The 20,062-nt window shown below is 44.2% G+C and carries 18 protein-coding genes; 15 read left to right on the top strand and 3 right to left on the bottom strand.

Going from position 1 to position 20,062, the window contains the following annotated elements:
- Positions 1–260 precede the first annotated feature (260 nt).
- Entirely contained in the window at positions 261–668 is a 408-nt protein-coding gene (locus ABXT59_RS08595) for a glutaredoxin family protein (protein ID WP_443635576.1), read from the top strand.
- Positions 669–912: 244 nt separating this feature from the next.
- Here ABXT59_RS08595 and ABXT59_RS08590 read toward each other — a convergent pair whose 3' ends face one another.
- Positions 913–2,652, bottom strand: coding sequence for a tetratricopeptide repeat protein (locus ABXT59_RS08590; RefSeq protein WP_443635574.1), 1,740 nt, complete (start codon positions 2,650–2,652; stop codon positions 913–915).
- Positions 2,653–2,958: 306 nt separating this feature from the next.
- Here ABXT59_RS08590 and ABXT59_RS08585 point away from each other — a divergent pair, with 306 nt between their 5' ends.
- Positions 2,959–3,093, top strand: a complete 135-nt coding sequence (locus ABXT59_RS08585; protein WP_443635572.1) for a hypothetical protein — start codon at positions 2,959–2,961, stop codon at positions 3,091–3,093.
- Between the two features lie 177 nt (positions 3,094–3,270).
- Here the strand turns inward: ABXT59_RS08585 and ABXT59_RS08580 are convergent, their stop codons facing one another.
- A complete protein-coding gene (locus ABXT59_RS08580; RefSeq protein WP_443635570.1) occupies positions 3,271–3,816 on the bottom strand; it encodes a TetR/AcrR family transcriptional regulator in 546 nt (181 codons plus the stop codon).
- Between the two features lie 640 nt (positions 3,817–4,456).
- On the opposite strand from ABXT59_RS08580, the gene ABXT59_RS08575 reads away from it, so the two are divergent.
- The 5 genes from ABXT59_RS08575 (at position 4,457) to ABXT59_RS08555 (ending at position 9,729) form a co-directional block, all read left to right on the top strand.
- Positions 4,457–4,930, top strand: a complete 474-nt coding sequence (locus tag ABXT59_RS08575; RefSeq protein ID WP_443635568.1) for a MaoC family dehydratase — start codon at positions 4,457–4,459, stop codon at positions 4,928–4,930.
- 59 nt (positions 4,931–4,989) lie between these two features.
- Positions 4,990–6,252, top strand: coding sequence for a molybdopterin-dependent oxidoreductase (locus ABXT59_RS08570; RefSeq protein ID WP_443635567.1), 1,263 nt, complete (start codon positions 4,990–4,992; stop codon positions 6,250–6,252).
- Between the two features lie 7 nt (positions 6,253–6,259).
- The gene (locus tag ABXT59_RS08565; protein WP_443635566.1) at positions 6,260–7,072 is read left to right on the top strand and encodes an electron transfer flavoprotein subunit beta/FixA family protein; all 813 of its coding nucleotides are present in this window, start codon (positions 6,260–6,262) and stop codon (positions 7,070–7,072) included.
- Between the two features lie 9 nt (positions 7,073–7,081).
- Positions 7,082–8,074, top strand: coding sequence for an electron transfer flavoprotein subunit alpha/FixB family protein (locus ABXT59_RS08560; RefSeq protein WP_443635564.1), 993 nt, complete (start codon positions 7,082–7,084; stop codon positions 8,072–8,074).
- A 443-nt stretch (positions 8,075–8,517) separates the two neighbouring features.
- Positions 8,518–9,729 carry an MFS transporter gene (locus ABXT59_RS08555; RefSeq protein WP_443635562.1) on the top strand — a complete coding sequence of 404 codons (1,212 nt, stop codon included), beginning with the start codon at positions 8,518–8,520 and terminating at the stop codon, positions 9,727–9,729.
- Between the two features lie 333 nt (positions 9,730–10,062).
- Here ABXT59_RS08555 and ABXT59_RS08550 read toward each other — a convergent pair whose 3' ends face one another.
- Positions 10,063–11,232: an ROK family transcriptional regulator gene (locus ABXT59_RS08550; RefSeq protein ID WP_443635560.1), complete on the bottom strand. Its 1,170-nt coding sequence runs from the start codon at positions 11,230–11,232 to the stop codon at positions 10,063–10,065.
- A 315-nt stretch (positions 11,233–11,547) separates the two neighbouring features.
- Here ABXT59_RS08550 and ABXT59_RS08545 point away from each other — a divergent pair, with 315 nt between their 5' ends.
- The 8 genes from ABXT59_RS08545 (at position 11,548) to ABXT59_RS08510 (ending at position 20,046) form a co-directional block, all read left to right on the top strand.
- Positions 11,548–12,855 (top strand): ABC transporter substrate-binding protein, encoded by a 1,308-nt coding sequence (locus tag ABXT59_RS08545; RefSeq protein ID WP_443635558.1) that lies wholly within the window; start codon positions 11,548–11,550, stop codon positions 12,853–12,855.
- A 125-nt stretch (positions 12,856–12,980) separates the two neighbouring features.
- Entirely contained in the window at positions 12,981–13,847 is an 867-nt protein-coding gene (locus tag ABXT59_RS08540) for a carbohydrate ABC transporter permease (protein ID WP_443635556.1), read from the top strand.
- Positions 13,848–13,858: 11 nt separating this feature from the next.
- Positions 13,859–14,689 (top strand): carbohydrate ABC transporter permease, encoded by an 831-nt coding sequence (locus tag ABXT59_RS08535; protein WP_443635554.1) that lies wholly within the window; start codon positions 13,859–13,861, stop codon positions 14,687–14,689.
- A 14-nt stretch (positions 14,690–14,703) separates the two neighbouring features.
- The gene (locus ABXT59_RS08530) at positions 14,704–15,708 is read left to right on the top strand and encodes an ABC transporter ATP-binding protein (protein ID WP_443635553.1); all 1,005 of its coding nucleotides are present in this window, start codon (positions 14,704–14,706) and stop codon (positions 15,706–15,708) included.
- A complete protein-coding gene (locus ABXT59_RS08525; RefSeq protein ID WP_443635552.1) occupies positions 15,705–16,478 on the top strand; it encodes an L-iditol 2-dehydrogenase in 774 nt (257 codons plus the stop codon). The genes ABXT59_RS08530 and ABXT59_RS08525 overlap by 4 nt, the downstream gene beginning before the upstream one ends.
- The gene (locus tag ABXT59_RS08520; protein WP_443635551.1) at positions 16,478–17,977 is read left to right on the top strand and encodes a mannitol dehydrogenase family protein; all 1,500 of its coding nucleotides are present in this window, start codon (positions 16,478–16,480) and stop codon (positions 17,975–17,977) included. Before ABXT59_RS08525 ends, ABXT59_RS08520 begins: the two co-directional genes overlap by 1 nt.
- Positions 17,974–18,669, top strand: a complete 696-nt coding sequence (locus tag ABXT59_RS08515) for a nucleoside/nucleotide kinase family protein (protein WP_443635549.1) — start codon at positions 17,974–17,976, stop codon at positions 18,667–18,669. The genes ABXT59_RS08520 and ABXT59_RS08515 overlap by 4 nt, the downstream gene beginning before the upstream one ends.
- Before the next feature lie 426 nt (positions 18,670–19,095).
- Complete coding sequence (locus ABXT59_RS08510; RefSeq protein ID WP_443635548.1) at positions 19,096–20,046, top strand: carbohydrate kinase family protein; 951 nt, start codon at positions 19,096–19,098, stop codon at positions 20,044–20,046.
- Positions 20,047–20,062: the final 16 nt, after the last annotated feature.

Here is a 20,062-nt window from a genome sequence, read left to right as displayed (position 1 = left end):
TGGCCAGCTAATTTTAGCGCCAACGGTCATGGCTTTAGAAGGTATCAAACAACCTTTTAACAGGTGTTAAAATCAGGGTTCGAGAGCGTTCTTTGAAGTGTCTTTCTAGGTGCAATCCATGGACAATCTGTGGCCAATTGATGGAAGGTAAATTTCAGACTATTACCATCAAAAAAAGGCGCCAGTTTGGTCTAAACACTGTAGAATCTCGAACAATGCTTTACTCATTTTTAATTTAACACTTGTAGCGGAACCAACCAATGAAAATTATTCGATGGGTCTTGGGACAAATTATTTTAGTTTTGGACTTTTTAACTACGCCCAAATCAGTAGTGAGGGACACAGTAGCGCAAGCAAATCTTGATAACGCCATGGCAAAGATGTCGATGTATCAATTTAAGACCTGTCCTTTTTGCGTTAAAGTTCGCCGCGAATTAAAACGCCAGGCTTTGCACATTGAATTGCGGGATGCTAAAAATGATTTAGGGCATAAGGCAGCATTAGTGAACGAAGGTGGCCGTCATAAGGTCCCGTGCCTTAGAATTGAAAAGGCAGATGATTCGGTGCAATGGCTATATGAATCTACTGACATTATTGCGTACCTTAAAAAACTAGTGGGCGATGTTGAAACTGATAGTTTAAAAAATAACGATCAATCTATTGCTTAATTTTTGACGTTTTATTAGTGGGCCAATGTCAAAAACTCAAAGCTTTATTTTTGAGAGTAGTATCTTGCATCTTGTATAACCTAAACCCGACATCAAAGCTCTAGACACTAATGCTAATAATTCCCCTTTGCAAGTGATCAACCCATCGTGCAAGCATCAGCACTGACTTACAGTTAAAAAAAAGGCCGGAATGATCCGACCCTCATACGATTAAGTTAGAACTGACTTAATTACAGCAACTGTTTTAGCTACTGCCTTGAGCACAGAAACAAGTTTTTGCTATCACGATGTCAGCACGAGAGCTACGTTCTTTGTATAAAGCAGTGACCTCAGCGAGTTCCGCAGGTGCATCGCCTCGGGCTTCAAGACAGAGTTTGAGACCCAATAAGCCCCACATATTGTCTTTCCAGAGTTTGATGTCAGCACGGTAGACGGCTTCTGCTTCTTTGATTTCGCCTTGTTCGTGAAGAAGTGCACCAAGGATGTGGCGCACAGGTTGCATCTGTCCCCAAGGCTCATTATAGGCGAGGTTGAGTGAGAGCTTGACACCGCGACGGAGATGGTCGAAGGCAGCAGTAAAGTCAGACGCTTGACCTTGAGCCTTGGCTAGGAACTGTTTGCGATATTCGATTTCCCCAGCCAAAACAGCCGCATTAACCAATAAAATACACGGGCCATCACTTGGATCTTGGTGCATCAAGTTGTTGTGCAGTACCCGGCCTGCAAGCGCTGGGTTTTGCAGTGCTTTATCGAAGAGGACCTGTTCTGCTTCTGCCTCTGCGACCATGCCCTTGGAGGCATAGGCTACACCTCGAGCGTAGTGTTGTGTTGCAATAGTGGAAGCGAAGACATCCCCATCAGAGTATGTTGGTTCGGCAATTATTTTATCCCACATGCCGAATCGAATCATCACGTGCAAAGGCATGGCGACATAAGATTCAAGGAAGATTGCGCCCATTGGTATGATTCCAGCAAGCATAAATTGTACGCCTGAATTCTCATCACCTGCAGGATTCGCCGCTGCTGCCTTTCGAGCGTATTTCATCGCAGTTTCATATTTTCCTTCAAACATGGCACACCAGATCACGAAGTGGTGGTTATGCATTCTGTAAAATTTGTAAAACTGTGATTCGTTACCAGTGAGTTCAACGTATTTATCATCGGCTGCGACAGCATCGATGTTACAGTCCATAGCCTCTTTCCATTGTCCAACCCAAGCATCGATATGAGAGGGCATGTGTACGAGGTGACCCATACTAGGCATGGCGGTGCGCAGCAAATCAGCTGCAGGTAAAGCCCGTTCTGGAAATGGAGATAGTTCCAAACAGTGACAATACAAGTGGCACAATGCAATGTGTTGCTTGGCACCACTGATGTTTTCAAAGGCATCTTCCATCACTTTAACGCAAAGTAGTGTGTTGTTATCCAACGGAGTGATTTCACCAGTCTCAGTGTTCTTGTTCCACAGTTGCCATGCATTGAGATTCATCAGCGCCTCAACATAAATTGCAGCAACGTCCAAGTTGCCTTTATATTTTAAGTAAAGAGGAGCCATCGCTTTTGCAAACGCAATATTGAGTTCTGGACTGTTACCCATATTGAGCACTGAAGGGTCCGCTGCATCACGTGCTTCTTCAGAGTGGCGCTCGGCTAATGCATCAATAAGATCCTGTTCCAATTCGGTGCAACCCGCTTTGAGAGAAATTGCCTGTTGAATTGGGTCGTAACCCGAACCCAAACCAGGCGTCCAGTTGTAGTTTGAGGAAACACAGTATGCAATACCCCACCATGCCATTGCGCAGGTCGGGTCGAGTTCGGTAACGTTCATGTAACAGGCAATTGCTTGTTCATGGTTATAATTCAGCATATGCCCAAAGCCCTCGACAAACATTTTACGAGCATCTTCATTGTTGCAAGTAATCGTTGTGGCGAATGAGTAGTTTGATGCGTTTCCAAAATTATAATTTAATGGAGCAAGATTCATTGGAAATTTCCTTATTATTTTTTTTGTGAATTGGCACTATATCAGTCTAATTAACATTGTCAATATTTATAAATTTGTGTTAGTTAATTAATTATTAGTATGGTAGTCTCGATTTTGAATCAAAATAAGAAGCTAAATTTTTAAGATATGATCACGATTAATCAAACTATAGACAACGGATTGGTAGTTTTAAAAATGAAAAAATTAAGGCGTAATTTGGCAGGATTAATTTTTGTCGCACTGGGAATTATATTTTTATATCTAGATATGGCTCCAACTATGGATCATATGAATCATGGTGAATCTATGAATCATGAACCAACTGCTCACAGTGTTACATTACTGGGTATTGGAGAAATGACTTGGATGTGGTTTACCATGGCATTAGTACATTTCTTTTTGAAAGACTGCCATTGCAAGCATTGTAAGGGCACAGGATAGAAGAACCCCGGAACATTTTTTTCAGGAAACTGCCTCTGCATTCAGGCTTAGCTGGGGCCGATCAAATATGTTCGAAAACTTTACTTATTTTCAGAGTATTATGAGGATGATATTTGACAGTAAGATGTATGGTTTAGATTTTAGGGCATGGGTCTAAGTATACTAAGTGAAGCTTCGTTATTCGTCTGGTCGTTTAGAAAGAGAACGGATGACAAGATCACTAAAAACATCTCCGATATCTTCAGGAGATTGAAGACCATCTGGTTTTAGCCATAAGCATGAGTAAAAATACATCCCCAAAAGGCCTTTCACAGCAATTTTATCAACTGCCCTAAACACATTTTTCTGAACACCTTCCTCTATCGTTTTAGACCAGATTTGTTGGTATTCTGCATGCATGCACATAACGTCATGGTGTCGTGCGCCCGTCAAAGACTGGACTTCGCGAAAACAGACTACTATTTCTGCTAAGCTACTGCTAATTACGGCCATCAAGTGTCGGCTCAGTGCGTTCAAGCGCTGAATAGGATCTGGATACTCTCCCACTATTCTATGGCCAGACTGAACCAGGCCTGAAATGTACTGTGAAGCAATTTCGTGAAGAAGGTCTTCTTTGCTTTCTATGTGATGGTAGAGTGTTCCACGACCAAAGCCTGAAGCCGCCCCAATTTCCGCGACGCCGACTCCATTGTAGCCTTTTTTTGCGAACAACGAAGCCGCCACCTTAGTTATCTTCTTTGCCTGCTCTGTTTGTTTCAGTTTTCTATCATCCGCTAATTAATACCGAGTTGGTAAGTCTATTTCGCCCATAGTCTTTCAAGGTGATACTGATCACCACGCGTAGTCCGACTTTACTACATTTCTAACCAGATAGCAGTGGCTTGATCAACTCCAAAGTACAAACATTCTAGTTCGCGTTTTGCTCCGTTTTGTTTCATTTCGTGAATTAGGGCTACAACCATCCTAGCACCTGAACCTGAGCATAGGTGTCAGAACACAATTGCGTGACCAGATCAATTGACACTGTCACAAGAATTCCATTTAACTAACCAACCGGAGTTAGTTTTGCACTACCAATATAAGCGTCAGTCATGGGTGAACTCCTGCTGCATTCAAACTTATCAGACTTTGTTAGGGTTAGTATTCAAGTGAGAATTCTTAGTTGCTATAGTCTTGAACTCATCTGCCAAAATGACAAATTATTAGACTAGTTTCAACACTCCGAGTAAATGTTAAAAAGGACAAGTATAAAAAAATGCCCTTTTAATACTTGTATTGTACCGAGTGGTCTGTACAATAAAAAATCGGAATATATAAAACAGCTAATTAAACGTGTTTTGGCCTTTTTTAAAGCAGTTTTAAAATGAAAGAAACTATTTATATGTCTAACACAGAAAAAAAAGATGGTTGGGTAGGCGTTTTAAACGGCCAACCAAAAATTGGGCAATTCAGCTCACGTTCTCGTACGACTAAGATGAGCGATATACATTCGTTTACTGAGATGACTGGCGATAAAAATCCAGTTCACTATGATGAGGAACTTGCGAAAAAAACTCCGTTTGGCAAGCTTATAGTGCAGGGTGGCGTAACAACGGGTCTTCTTAATGCCTGTGTTGCAGAAGACTTGCCCGGCCCTGGTTCAGTGTTTTTATCAACCGAACTAAAATTTTTAAAAGCGGTAGGGGTTGGAGAAGAGTTGACGGCTCGAGTTGAAATTGAGTCTGTAAGAGATGACAAACCCATTTGCAAACTGAAAACGACCATCACCGACAGTGTTGGTGATGTGTGTGTTGATGGTACTGCAACAACCTACACCATGGCGCTCAAAGGTCTGTAAAACGAAGAAGACTTTTTTGAATTACTTTAATATAAATACAATCAAGCGGGAGTAATAATATGTCAGAAGAGATTGAACTTGAAGGTGAATGGGTCATGGGATGGCCTGATCGTAAACGGGCCCGTGTAATGCCAAGTAAAGATGCTGAAGGACGCACTATCTTTGCACGCTCTCCAGTACTTGATCTAGAGGGATTGCTGACACCAACTGATGCCTATTATGTGATCGCTCAACTTAACATGCCTGATCCAGTCCATCCAGACGACTTCTCATTTTCAATCGGTGGAATGGTTGACAATCCAACCGAGTACACTCTTGAGGGAATTCGAAAGTTCCCAGGTCGCACTGTGCGTGCAGTGACTGAATGTGCAGGTAATGATGGTGAATTTTGGGACTACATCGATGAGGGGAAAAATTCACCGAAGCCCTCTTTACGTGATGCCCAAGCTGAAGAAGGTGGTTGGCGCCAGTCCGGAGATGGTGAAGAGGCTCTGGACATTGAGAATATCCTTGAGTCCATTCCAACTACGGGTCTGGTCAGTGGTGGTGAGTGGACTGGAGTACCCCTTAAGACTGTGCTTGAACTTGCAGGCATTCAAAAAGGTGCAGTGTCTGTCGCCCTTCATGGCTGGGATGAAGGCAGACCTGACCCAGTGACGCAATACCTTTCAGTTGGACGCACTGACTTTGATGTGGTTGATCCTGGCATCATCAACTACTCAAAGGCGATGCCGATAGAAAAAGCTCTCCATGAAGATACAATCTTAGCATGGGCTCACAATGGTGAGTACTTGACACATGTGCACGGTGCTCCATTGCGATTAGTTGTGCCAGGTTGGGCTGGAAATTGGTGGGTAAAATGGATAGATAGGATAGAGATACTTGACCACACACCAGACTTCTATTATCAAACCCACTATTTTGTGAGCGGCAAATCGCCGGAAGACCCCAATAAGAAGGCTATGAAAGTTCTTGGAGTCAAAGCTTTAATTACCTCACCTCGAGACGAAGATGGTCCAATCAAGTGTGGCTCACACGCTATAACTGGTCGAACCTGGAGTGGAGAGGGTGCAGTAGTTCGTGTCGAAATTAGTACTAACGGAGGCGAAAGCTGGAACGACGCAACCATTGAGGAATCGAACGACCGTTGGCTATGGCGGCGCTTCCATTACGTTTGGGATGTCACCGAACCAGGTGAATATAAAGTAATGGCACGTGGAATTGACGAAAAAGATCGAGTCCAACCGACTTGGGACTGGAACTTCCAGCGTAAGCATTTTGACGGAATTGTGCCAGAAATAATCGTTGTTGAGAAAGGGTGATTTTTCTATGAAGATTGTGGTGTGTGTTAAACAGATTCAGAACCCTGAGATCCCACCTGTTCAGTTTCGCATTGACGAAGAAGCGAAAGTGTTGATTCCAGTATCTGGGTTGTCACCGGTTCTTAGTCCCTATGATGAACAAGCAATTGAAGCTGCTTTGAGAATCCGTGATAGGGCGGGCAAAGACTCTGACATAGAAATTACTATTGTCACTATTGCGTCAAAGGGCGCTCGCGCTGTAATTAAAGCGGCGCTCGCTTTGGGTGCTGACAATGCCGTTTTGCTTAGTGAGCCCACCTTTGATGGCAGTGGCGGGTATGTCACCGCTCGTAACCTGGCTGAGACTATCCGCGCCCTTGGTGATGTGGACTTGATCCTGACGGGGCGACAAGCTGCCGACTGGGATGCGGGTGTTGTAGGCCTTGGAATAGCTGAAATTCTGGATATTCCGGCCATCACTTTTGCCTGCGATGTGCAGATAGCCGACAGTGTCGTGACAGTTAAACGTATACTTGAAGATGGCATTGAAACAGTTGAAGTGGATTTGCCAGCGTTGGTCACTATCTCCAACGAGTTGGGTAAAGTCCGCTACGCATCAATGCGCGAGACGATGCGTGCTGCAAAGAAACCGATTAAGGAATGGATGCCAGAAGATATTGGTCTTGATGAGGCACAGGTGGGTTCTAGCGCTATGCGTTACAATCTAGAGCGTCTCTATATCCCAGTAAACGACACAGAGTGTGAATTCATTGGTGGGAATACGCCGGCCGAAATAGCCGCCACTCTCGCTCAGCACTTGCGTGAAGCACAGTTGATATAGGAGCAAAAGATGACTGAGTCTAATAATGGGGTTCTTGTAGTTGTAGAGATGGTGGAAAGTCAACCAATCGATCTAGGTTTAGAGATGTTAGCGTTGGCAAGGCGGCTCACTGACAGTATGGGTGGGACCGTCACAGCGGTCGCTTTCGGTACTGGCTTGGAAACCACTGGCAAGATGCTGACTGCCTATGGTGCGGATCAAGTATTAATTAATGATAACTCAATATTTGCCAACTTCCATGCGGAAGCCTGGCTACCGGATCTTTCCAAAATAGTTGCTGAGGTGGCGCCAGCTATTGTCCTTATTGGACATTCGTTATCTGGCACCGACCTAGCACCCCGCCTTGCCTTCCGCCTGGATGTTGATGTAGCTACCGGGTGTGAGTCGATTGATATCGTCAATGGACGACCACACATGACTCGAAGTTGCTTTGGTGGCCTTGCACGCGAAGTGGTGACTTTTAACAAGACACCTGCAGTAGCCACTATCCGTTCCAAAACCCAAGAGCCTCTGACGCCTATCATGGAGCGCGTTGGGGAGGTAAAACAGGTGAGTTCAATTCTTGATGTGAATTCCATACGCACTCGTGTTGTCAATCGCGAAAGGGAGAAAGCTGATGGGGTCAAGTTGGAGAGTGCAAAAATTGTGATCGGTGGTGGGCTAGGTTTAGGCGGGCCCGAAGGATTTAATACACTCCATGAAATCGCAGAATTGGTGGACGGAGCTGTTGGTGCGAGTCGAGCCGCCTGTGATTTGGACTGGTGCCCACGATCTTACCAAATTGGGTTGACTGGACGCACAGTGGCACCTGAACTCTACCTTGCAGTCGGAATCTCTGGTGCTAGTCACCACATGGCCGGCTGTGGTAACTCTAAGACCATTGTTTCGATCAATTCTGATCCAGATGCAGCAATTTTTAAATCATCCAGTTTTGGCATAGTCGGAAACTCTCAGGAAATTATGCCTGCGCTGGTCGAAGAGATCAGAAAGCTAAAGGCATAACAAAAAAGCCCTGAGAGTCGACGAAACAAGATATTTCGATCAGTATGGCTCAGCTACGGTTTTGATGGCGATGCACATCCTAACAAGCCAATGTGGATTTTTTAGAGTATCCACTATTGGCATTTCTAGAAACGGCATGATTAACAATTTGCGTCGTCAATGTGCCTCTTTTTCTCTGCACAGGCAAACCCTTTTGTCTGCATTATGTGTGCAATTTTTTAATTAAATAATGGGGTTTGATGAAATCGTTATTGTGGTTCAGATCGCTAAAAAATCTTATCCATTCCGCGGTGCACAATAGCCAATCTACTGTATGATCGCAGGGTCAAAAACCCACCAAATTCAACTAGTTCCTTATTAAAATATAAATCAGGTTAAAGATACTGTTGGTTTAATTAAACAGCTAACCGATAAATCATATCAACTTGCTGGAGATATCTTAGTTGTCAAACATATTATCAAACCGTTGGTTTGTGCTTGTAGTAACGGGTGTGGCACTTGTTCTTTCGTTGACTACATGGTTTTCAGCAACAGCTGTAATACCAGAGTTGACTAAGCTAATGTCGCTAAGCCTGTCCCAAGCAACCTGGTTTACCAATAGTGTACAGGCTGGTTTTGTCCTTAGTGCCCTTATTGTGAGCCTATTGTCCCTGTTAGATATTTATAAAAGTTCAACCATTATGGCGATATCCGCATGTATTGCGGGTATTGCAAATGCACTTTTAATTTTGGAACCTGGAATTGCCATATCGCTTCTTTCTAGATTTATAACGGGGATGGCTTTAGCCGGTATATACCCCACGGTAATTAAATTCATTGCTACCTGGTTTAAAAAAGGACGTGGTTTTGCAATGGGAATAATGTTAAGTGCCCTGACGCTCGGATCTGCTATGCCTCACCTTATACGTGCTGTCGGAATCCAATTTGACTGGAAGTTGGTAATTATCTTGAGCTCACTGGCATGTCTTATAGCCGCGGTGCTTTTTGCTTTTGTTTTGCACGACGGACCCCACCAATTTTCCAAGACTAAGACAGATGTAAATCAACTGGGGCGTATTATTAGAGACCGTCCAGTGATGCTAGCCAACATGGGCTATTTTGGTCATATGTGGGAGCTGTATGCGATGTGGGGTTGGTTTTTTGCATACGCCATCGCAGCAAAGAGTACAGGACTGGGTCTGGAAAATGCCGCGCTACTGACATTTTTAGTCATTGCAGCAGGCGCACCAGGGTGCGTTATGGGTGGATGGTTAGCCGATCGGACAGGTCGTTGTTACGCAACGATTTTCCTCATGGTTATTTCAGGCACAAGCGCGCTCCTCATTGGGCTCTGTTTTAATGGTCCCCCTTGGCTATTTATCATAATTGCATTGATCTGGGGGTTAACGGCAGTTGCGGATAGCGCCCAATTTTCAGCCGCGGTCACTGAACTATCCGACCAATCGATGGTTGGGTCTGCGTTGGCATTTCAAATGGGTGTTGGGTTTGCAATAACGATATTTGTGATCTGGTTGTTACCAGTCGCAGCAGAGTACCTTGGTAGTTGGCGCTGGGTTTTTCTAATACTTGTACCTGGCCCCTTTCTTGGTGCCTTATCAATGCTGTTGCTGCGCCGCGAAGATCGATCGCTGTTACTTGCTGATGGCCGGCGCTAAAAACGTTTAAATTTATTTAACAAGTACCTTCAAAAGAAAACATAGAACCACTATGACACGTTTTATATTATTGGTTCTTAGGTAAAACAGGGTCTACTGATACACACTCGTTGCTCAATCCGGCGAATGACGATAAATTTTGCGACATTCTATTGGCGAATACCGCACATTTAGATGCCGTTGTTACAGCAGTAAAATCAGCGTTTGAATCATTTCCGATGATTGGCTGGCAGGGCTCCACCAAAACCTGAGTTTATAATGTGAGTGCCATTAACGATGTAAAGATCTCTTTATAGCGCTGCTGATGGAACTAAGGGGGATTCACTGATGCATTTAATGATCACTATTCATGGTGGGGGGGCGTCCCAACATACTAAGCATGGGCAGACATGCCGCTCCAATAGACTGTGCCATAGACCCAAGTTCACCCAGTTTCACATCACAAGTAATGATGCCTTCAGTATGAAAGCTTTGCACATGGCTCAAGGTACTATCAACGATTTTATGCAGCACCACTTTAGGCAGTGCTCCGTCTAAAACGATGGACTCAATGTCTATTAGAGACCAAACCCCAATTAAGAATTGTGCTAAAGCGCTTGAGCAATCCTCGATCCATTCATCTACGCATTGAATCGTCGCTGCGCAAGTAATCGTATCTAAAGAGGCAATATCTAAGTTTAGCCCCTGACGGTTGGCATGCTCTGTGAGTGAATATAATGATGCTCGTCTGAGCAAGGGTTCAAATGGCCGGCCAGATCTTTGTGCCGTTGATAAATGGGATTGGGACACGGGAAAAGGCGCTAGAGCTGCTGAATTGCCATGAGTACCGGTTCGAAGAGTACCGTCAATCACCAAGCCTCCACCGATTAAAGTTCCTATATTCACATATAAAAAATCTTTATGAATTGCTCCAGTACCAAAAGTTAATTCCCCAAGGGCGGCAGATGAGCCATCGTTTTCTACGATTAAATTATCTACATCGGGCACTTTGAATAAACTAGTAACTAAATCTGAACTCCAGGACTGGTCAATGACGTTATTGGGTGGCAAAAGGGACTGCCAACCTTCCCAGAAGTAGGGTGTTGATATACCTACACCAACAATATGTCTTTCACTTAGCTCCTCTGCAGCAAGGAAACGATCTAATTCTTGTTGGCTCAACGATTTCAGCTTTTCCTGTTGGAGGAATCCAACAGCAACAGACACACTTTTCAGAATATTTCCGGTGAGTTCAACCGCCACAAACTCAAATCGGCTGCGCCCTACATGAATCCCAACAAAAATGTTTTTGTCGGAAATGCTATAAATTGTGGCAGGCTGTCCGCGGGGGCCTTTTCGCTTTTCTTCATCTTCTTTTAAGTAACCTGACTCGCAGAGTTTACGCACGATCTGGGTGACCGCTGGATGGGTTAAATTTACTTTTAGAGAGACATCAGCTTTCGATGCTCTTTTGTTAAGCCTAAATTCATTAAAGACCCTTTTTTGGTTCTCGTCTAGGCGCATCAGTGAAGTTCCTTTTAGCGATGTGAATGGCTCGAAACCAAGTGCCTAAGGCATTCGATCGTAATTTTAGTTTTATTGATCGGCCATTTTAAACGTTCTTGAAGTCAATATAAAACAATTTAAGTCAATTTAAATGAGCTGAATAAGCTAAGCCTTACTGAAGAGAATAGTCTTATTTATTTATTAAAGCAACTAACATTAATAATTGACAAGGGTAAAAGCTTGAGTATATGATGAGACATCGGCTTGGTCGCCGACGAAGTAAATTATAAAAATATCTATCAAAAATTTATAAATCTAAATCCTCCGGAGGATATGATGAAATTAAAAAATACCTTACTTGCTGCGACAGCTCTGTCAGCGGTTAGTGCGCTGGGAGTGCAGGCAGATGTAATCACTGTGGCTACAGTAAACAACGGTGACATGATTCGTATGCAAGGCTTAACAGATGATTTCACTGCTAAAACTGGACACACTGTAGAGTGGGTCACACTTGAAGAAAACGTTTTAAGGCAGCGTGTTACTACGGACATTACCACTAAAGGTGGATCCTTTGACGTGATGACCATCGGTATGTATGAAACCCCAATCTGGGGAGCAAACGGTTGGTTAGTTCCGCTAGATGACCTTTCAGCTGAATATGATGTGGGTGATCTTTTGCCAGCAATGGCAGGTGGTTTGTCTCATGAAGGTACCCTTTATGCTGCACCATTCTATGGTGAAAGTTCAATGGTTATGTACCGCACAGACCTAATGGAAGCTGCAGGCATGGAAATGCCAGCTGCGCCTAGCTGGTCATTTATAGCTAAAGCTGCGCGTGCAATGACAGACCGTGATAACGAAGTTTATGGTGTGTGTATTCGTGGTAAAGCAGGTTGGGGTGAAGGTGGTGCATTTATTACTGCAATGTCCAACTCGTTTGGTGCCCGTTGGTTTGATGAAGATTGGAATGCACAGTTCGATTCACGCGAATGGTCAGACACGCTTAACTTTTACGTTAACATGATGAATGATGCAGGCCCTCCAGGCTACTCAACCAATGGCTTTAACGAAAACCTTTCGCTCTTTCAACAGGGTAAATGTGGTATGTGGATTGACGCCACCGTGGCAGCGTCTTTCGTAACAAATCCTAAAGACTCTACTGTTGCAGACAAGGTTGATTTCGCTCTAGCACCAGATAATGGTTTAGGTGTGCGGTCTAACTGGCTTTGGGCATGGGCTCTAGCAATTCCTGCTGGCACTCAGCAAGAAGCAGCTGCGAAGGAGTTTCTTGAGTGGGCAACTAGCAAATCTTACATTGAGTTAGTAGCAGCTAAAGAAGGTTGGGCTAACGTTCCTCCAGGAGCCCGTACCTCACTTTACAAGAATCCAAAGTACATGGCAGTTCCTTTTGCGCAGATGACATTGGATTCGATCCTGTCGGCTGACCCAACAAACTCAACCGTTGATCCTAGCCCATACGTGGGTATCCAGTTCGCGGCTATTCCAGAGTTTGCTGGTATCGCAACAGAAGTTAGCCAAGAATTCTCTGCAGCCTATGCTGGTCAGCAAACTGTGGCAGAAGCACTAGCGAAGGCGCAAGCCATCACTAACGAAGCTATGGAAGCAGCTGGCTACCGCTAAGCTGTTCGTTTTAAACCAGAGGGCATAAGCTACGGCCCTCTGGTACTATTACCTAACACAACCCACCTTAGTAGACTCTTAATTTCGTGTGATTTGGCACGGTCCTGTCACCGGAGGAAATACATATGTCCACCAATGCATCCCGATCTGCCGCGCGAGTAATGATGGCGCCAGCTGTGGTCCTACTTTTAGGCTGGATGTTGGTGCCGTTAACCATGACCTTTTGGTTCTCTTTTAGAAAATTCTTACCCATGCGTGGTGGTGATCTTGGCTTTGCTGGCTTTGACAACTACGTACGGTTTTTGACATCAAGTAGTTTTTGGCCTGCTGTTCAGACGACACTGATCATTGTCATCAGTGTATTAGTGATTACGGTTGTGCTTGGCATCCTTTTAGCCATGCTTTTGGATCAACCCATGTGGGGACAAGGCATTGTGCGTATTTTGGTGATTGCGCCATTTTTTGTCATGCCTACAGTGTCTGCATTACTTTGGAAAAATATGTTCATGGACCCAGTCAACGGTCTATTTGCCCACCTTTTTAAGGCTTTTGGCGCTGAACCAGTAATATGGCTCACTGACGCCGCATTACCCTCCATTATTATGATTGTTTCTTGGCAGTGGCTACCGTTTGCAACTTTAATTTTATTAACGGCTAGACAATCTTTAGACAGTGAACAGATGGAAGCTGCAGAAATGGATGGCGCACCACTTTTAAAACGTTTTTGGTTTATCGTATTACCCCACTTAGGGCGTGCCATTACAGTGGTTATTTTAATTCAAACCATCTTTATCCTCTCAACTTTCGCTGAGATTTTTGTCACTACGTCAGGCGCTTTCGATACGAGAACACTGACTTATTTAATTTTCCAGCGCATTACTGATTCACAAAATATTGGCCTTGGTTCGGCTGGTGGCGTTTACGCTATCATTTTAGCCAATATTGTAGCGCTGTTTTTAATGCGCATCGTTGGCAAAAACCTAGATGCTTAAGGAAGGCTCAAATGGCACGTTCTAATTCAATGCAGCTGAAGATGCTGACCACCATTGCTGCATGGTCTATCGGTCTAATGATTTTTTTTCCCATTCTATGGACTATTTTAACGAGTTTTAAAACTGAGGCGCAGGCCATTGCCAGCCCACCTCTTTTTCTTAACTTTGATTGGACCCTAGAAAATTATCAGGTGGTACAAGAACGCTCAAACTATATGCGGTTTTTATGGAACTCAGTTTTCATTGCTGGTGGCTCAACACTATTGGGTGTGCTAATTGCTGTGCCTGCTGCTTGGTCCATGGCATTTGTGCCATCTAAGCGAACTAAAGATATTTTGCTTTGGATGCTTTCCACTAAGATGTTGCCAGCGGTGGGAGTCCTTTACCCTCTTTACCTGATTTTTATTGAACTGGGCGTACTTGATACTCGCTTGGGTTTAATTGTGGTTTTGATGTTGATCAATCTGCCCATTATTGTGTGGATGCTGTATACCTATTTTAAGGAAATTCCTGGAGAAATACTTGAGGCGGCTCGTATGGATGGGGCGACACTCAAATCAGAAATTTTATACGTGCTGATGCCCATGGCAGTTCCTGGCATAGCGTCGACGATCCTACTCAATGTCATTTTAGCTTGGAATGAGGCTTTTTGGACACTCAATCTGACTGCTGCAAAGGCCGCACCTCTCACTGCCTTTATCGCCAGTTACTCAAGCCCTGAGGGGTTGTTCTACGCCAAACTAAGCGCTGCCTCAACCATGGCTATCGCTCCAATTCTGATCCTAGGCTGGTTCAGTCAAAAACAACTCGTACGTGGCCTAACTTTCGGCGCCGTAAAATAATAAGGACCTTATTCATGGGACGCATTGTACTTGATCAAGTTAATAAGAGCTTTGACGGTGTGGAAGTTATACCACCGTTGGACTTGACCATAGAAGATGGAGAATTCACCGTATTTGTGGGACCGTCAGGCTGTGGAAAATCGACACTGTTACGCCTTATTGCAGGCCTTGAAGATGTAACAGGAGGCCAAATTCATATCGATGGAAAAGACTCCACTCAATTGGCACCGGCCAAACGTAAATTGGCTATGGTTTTTCAGTCATATGCTCTTTACCCACACATGAGCGTGCGCAACAATATCGCTTTCCCACTTAAAATGGCAAAGCTTGGCCGAGACAAAATTAATAGTAAGGTGATGGCTGCAGCAGAAGTGCTTAATCTAACCGATTATCTTGAGCGCCGACCCGGGCTTTTATCAGGTGGACAACGACAGCGCGTGGCGATTGGCCGAGCCATCGTGCGGGAACCCAAAGCCTTTTTGTTTGACGAACCACTGTCAAACTTGGACGCTGCCTTGCGGGTTGAAATGCGACTTGAAATTGGTGAATTGCACAAACGACTGGCCACAACCATGGTTTATGTTACTCACGATCAGGTTGAGGCCATGACTATGGCTGACCGAATTGTGGTGTTAAAAGCGGGTAATATTGAGCAGGTAGGTAGCCCACTTGAGTTATACAGCAAGCCTAAAAACGTTTTTGTAGCGGGTTTCATTGGTTCGCCTTCTATGAACTTACTCGAAGGACCTGAAGCGGTCAAATTGGGTGCGAAGACCATTGGCATCCGGCCCGAACACCTTTCGATTTCAGACCAAGAAGGGGTTTGGTCTGGCATTATTGGTGTATCAGAGCACCTAGGCTCTGATACCTTTTTTCATGTGAAATGTGACGCTTTTCCAGAGCCGATTACGGTCAGAGCAAGTGGTGAGGTTAGCCTGCATTATGGAGAAAAAGTGTTTCTTACTCCAAATCATGCACATCTTCATCTGTTTTCAGACGATGGATTGAGGATTGCATGAAGCGACTTGTTGGTAAGTGTGCCCTCATCACGGGCGCAGCTCGAGGCATTGGACTCGCCTTTGCTGAGGCCTATATAAAAGAAGGTGCTCGGGTAGCAATTGCAGACATTGATATTGAACGCGCGCGCAGATCAGTCAGTGACTTAGGCCCTGCAGCTATTGCTGTAGAGATGGATGTGACCCAACAAGTGAGTATTGATCGTGCTATTAGCCAAGTTGTGGATACATTTGGTCAAATAGATATTTTAATCAACAATGCAGCTATTTTTACAGCTGGCCCCATCGTTGATATAGATCGTGCAGATTATCAGCGTGTGTTCGAAATTAATTTTTCAGGCACTCTGTTTACTCTGCAAGCTGTGGCACGACACATGATTGATCAAGGTATTAAGGGCAGCATTATTAATATGGCTAGCCAAGCAGGGCGCCGTGGTGAATCCCTTGTGGCTGTTTATTGCGCAACTAAGGCAGCTGTGATCAGCCTCACGCAATCAGCTGGGCTCAACTTAATCCAACACGGCATTAACGTCAATGCTATCTCTCCTGGAGTTGTTGACGGCGAACATTGGGATGGGGTTGATGCGTTCTTTGCTAAACACGAAGGCAAAGTTCTGGGCCAGAAAAAGCAAGAGGTGGGTGACGCGGTGCCTTATGGAAGAATGGGGCAGGCCCAAGATTTAACGGGTATGGCTATTTTTTTAGCAAGTGATGAAGCTGAATACATTGTGGCACAAACCTATAATGTTGATGGAGGTCAATGGACAAGCTAATGATATTATCAAATCAAAGTCTGAACAGCCTACCAGATATCATTTCTAAACCCACCTATGACCGCCGGGCACTGACACCTGGCATTGTGCATATTGGACTGGGTAATTTTCATCGTGCGCATCAATCTTGGTATCTTCACCGTTTGCTTGAAATGGGTCTTAATCATGACTGGGCCATCATTGGTGCAGGGGTTCGTCCCTTTGACACTGAGCAACGTGAAAAACTATTGTCTCAAGATTGTTTGAGTACTTTAATTGAACTGGACCCGTCGGGAAAATCTGCTGAAGTGGTCGGATCAATGATTGACTACGTGCCCATCGAGGACGGTAACGGTGCTTTGATTGTGCAAATGGCAGATCCTGTAATACGGATTGTCGCTCTTACTGTGACAGAGGGAGGCTATTACATTGATCCTGTGACTAAGGCTTTGAATAGTGCACATCCAGACATTGAGTACGATGCGTCTAACCCCAGTGCTCCGCGCACCGCCTTTGGTTCAATTATCGCGGCGCTAAAAATACGCTGTGAACGCAACATTGGACCTTTTACCTTACAAAGTTGCGACAACCTTCAAGGTAATGGTGACATCCTAAGGCAAACGATTATTTCGCTTGCCAAAATGTCAGATGTAAAACTGGCTCAATGGATTGAGGCGCAGTGTACTTTTCCAAACTCAATGGTCGACTGCATTGTGCCAGCAACTGGAGCTAGAGAGTTGGAGTTAGCTAAGCAAATTGGAGTTGACGATCAAGTGCCAGTGACCCATGAAAACTTTCGTCAATGGGTACTTGAAGATGCTTTTTGTGCTGGTCGTCCGCAATGGGAAAAAGTGGGCGCTACCTTTTCTGATAACGTGCATGGTTTTGAAACACAGAAGATTCGTATCCTCAACGCAGGTCATCAGATCATAGTTAACATTGCAGAGATTTTGAATATAGAAACGATTTCAGAGGCTATGGAGCATGCACAGATTCATGCTTTTTTTCGAAAAGTTCAAGCTGAAGAAATTGCTCCACATGTTGCTCAGGTTGCAGGAATGAATCCTCAACAATATGTAGATCTTATCGAACGCCGCTTTTCTAATCCTGAGATTATTGACACTGTGCGCCGAGTTGCCTTTGATGGTTCATCGCGACATCCAGGGTTTATCTTACCGACAGTTCATGACGGATTGGCCACAGGGAGTTCGATCGAGGGCCTTGCATTAGTTGAGGCTGCATGGGCTCGGATGTGCGAGGGTACAAGAGAGGATGGCAGTATTATCGTATCCAATGACCCTTTTTGGGACACCTTAGTGGCAACGGCAAAACAAGCCAAAGTAGAACCACAAGCATGGCTTGAAATGCGAAATACTTATGGTGACTTAGCAGACAAGCCACAGTTTCAAAGCGCTTTTTGCAGATGGTTGATGATGATTTGGGATCGAGGGGTTGAAGCTGCTCTAGAGTCTTATTGCGGTAATCAGTCTCTATTGCAACATGCAGAGGCACCCCTATGACGCCCTCTGATTCCCAGCCTGCACTAATAAACAAAAACCTACCGTCAGAGGTTAGTTTGGCTCAGCTAGCCGATAACATACTGGAGCGATTGACCAATCATAACAGGCTCGTTATTGCTATTTCAGGGCCTCCAGGCAGTGGCAAATCAACAGCGACTGATGCATTGGAAGCAATGCTGGCGCAGAACAAAGAAATTAAGGTTCAAGCTGTTCCCATGGATGGTTTTCACTATGATAATGCCATCTTGCAGCAACTTGGACTGACACAAAGAAAAGGCGCTCCTGACACCTTTGACGTAGGTGGCTTAGATGCTGTTTTAAATCGACTAACAACTAAAAAACGGACACAAAGTGTTGCTGTTCCTTTGTTTGATCGCAAGCGTGACCTATCTCTTGCCAGCGCTAGACTCATCGATAACAAAACTAATGTAGTGTTGATTGAGGGTAACTATTTGCTCTTAAAAGATGGGCCCTGGTCTCAGCTTAAAAAGTATTTTGACTTGTGCGTAAACATTCCATGTGATGAAGAGACCTTGCGTTTAAGGTTAGTAGAACGCTGGAAAAACCTGAATTATGATGACCCAACTGCGAACTTAAAAGTTGAATTAAACGACATGCCCAATGCGAAACTGATCATCAGAGAAAGTGGTTTTGCCGATATCATTTTAAAGTGGAATAAAAGTAATTCATGAACCTTGGTTATAAGTTTGTTGTGTGTCTAATAAATTAATGCAGCAGTCGTAGTTCAGTTTTTGGGTCGTTAATGTGTTGGTTTAATAAAGCCATCTGCAATGGGCTTACGAATTTAAAATGGGCTTATTAAAGTGGATAATAATATGGCAATGATAAGCATACCTGCTGGTATAATAATGACTAACCTAGTGCAGGTGAAAGACTTACGCTGAAGAATTGTTGATTGATTTACCAGACTTTAGAATGACTAGGGCGACTAGGGTGGCTAGGCTGACGGGTAATACTGGCTTGAAATCCTAGTCAGCCTATTGAGTACTGAAGTGCAGAATAAATTGAGTTGGGGGTAGTGACTCAGACCATTCTGTTTGAATTTATTGATACATCGTGTCTTTATTAATGGGACGCCGTTTAATTTAGGATTAATTTTGATTATTTGTTGTGGTGAAGCCCTTATTGATATGGTGCCAGTGTTATCAGACTCTGGACAAACCAGTTTTACGCCTTTAGTAGGTGGGGCAATTTTTAACACGGCTATAGGGTTGGGCCGTTTAGGCGCTGAAGTGGGTATGGTGTCGGGTATATCTAATGATCTCTTTGGCGAACAACTGCATGATGCATTAGTGACGAGTAGGGTCAACACATCATATCTTGTGAGGTCTGATTTACCGACCACACTAGCATTTGTTAGCTTTAATGAGGGGCACGCCAACTATACATTTTACGATGAAAATAGTGCGGGTCGATCTGTCAATATAAAGCACATCCCTAACCTAAAAGCGTCTTCAGTGGCGAGGCAGTCCCTCAGTGCTTTGTATGTGGGAGGAATTAGTTTAATTAATGAGCCTGCTGCCAGTTCCTATTGTGATTTAGTAAAGCAATATGCAGATGATACTGTGATTATTTTAGACCCTAATATACGTGAAAATTTCATCAGTAATGTCCATTCTTACCGGCAACGCTTGCAGGGCATTATTGAAGTGGCTGATATTATCAAGGTATCTGATGAAGACTTAGACTGGTTGGTGGGAAGCCATGCCGATGAAGAGCGGCAGGTGGGTTTGCTGCGTGGTAATAACACAACTATGGTGGTAGTCACTAAAGGCGCTGATGGTGCAACAGCGTATCTAAGTTCTGGTGAAAAAGTTCATCAAGAAGCGCCAAACGTGTGTGTTGTAGATACCGTTGGTGCGGGTGATACTTTTAATGCCGGTTTTATGGCTAAAATTGTTGAACAAAACCTCATGTCAAAACGAGCACTAGCCCGCATTAGCCTGACAGAACTACTAGCATCATTGACTTATGCAGTAAATGTTGCTGCAATTAATGTAGCCCGACAGGGTGCAAATCCACCTTGGATAAGTGATCTAGAAACCTAGATTTGAACTATTCGAC

The sequence above is a fragment of the Candidatus Njordibacter sp. Uisw_058 genome (assembly GCF_047730065.1).
Lineage (GTDB): Bacteria > Pseudomonadota > Gammaproteobacteria > Pseudomonadales > Balneatricaceae > Njordibacter.
The sequence above is the reverse complement of the archived record's forward strand: the minus strand, read 5'-3'. Positions and strand labels throughout refer to the sequence as shown.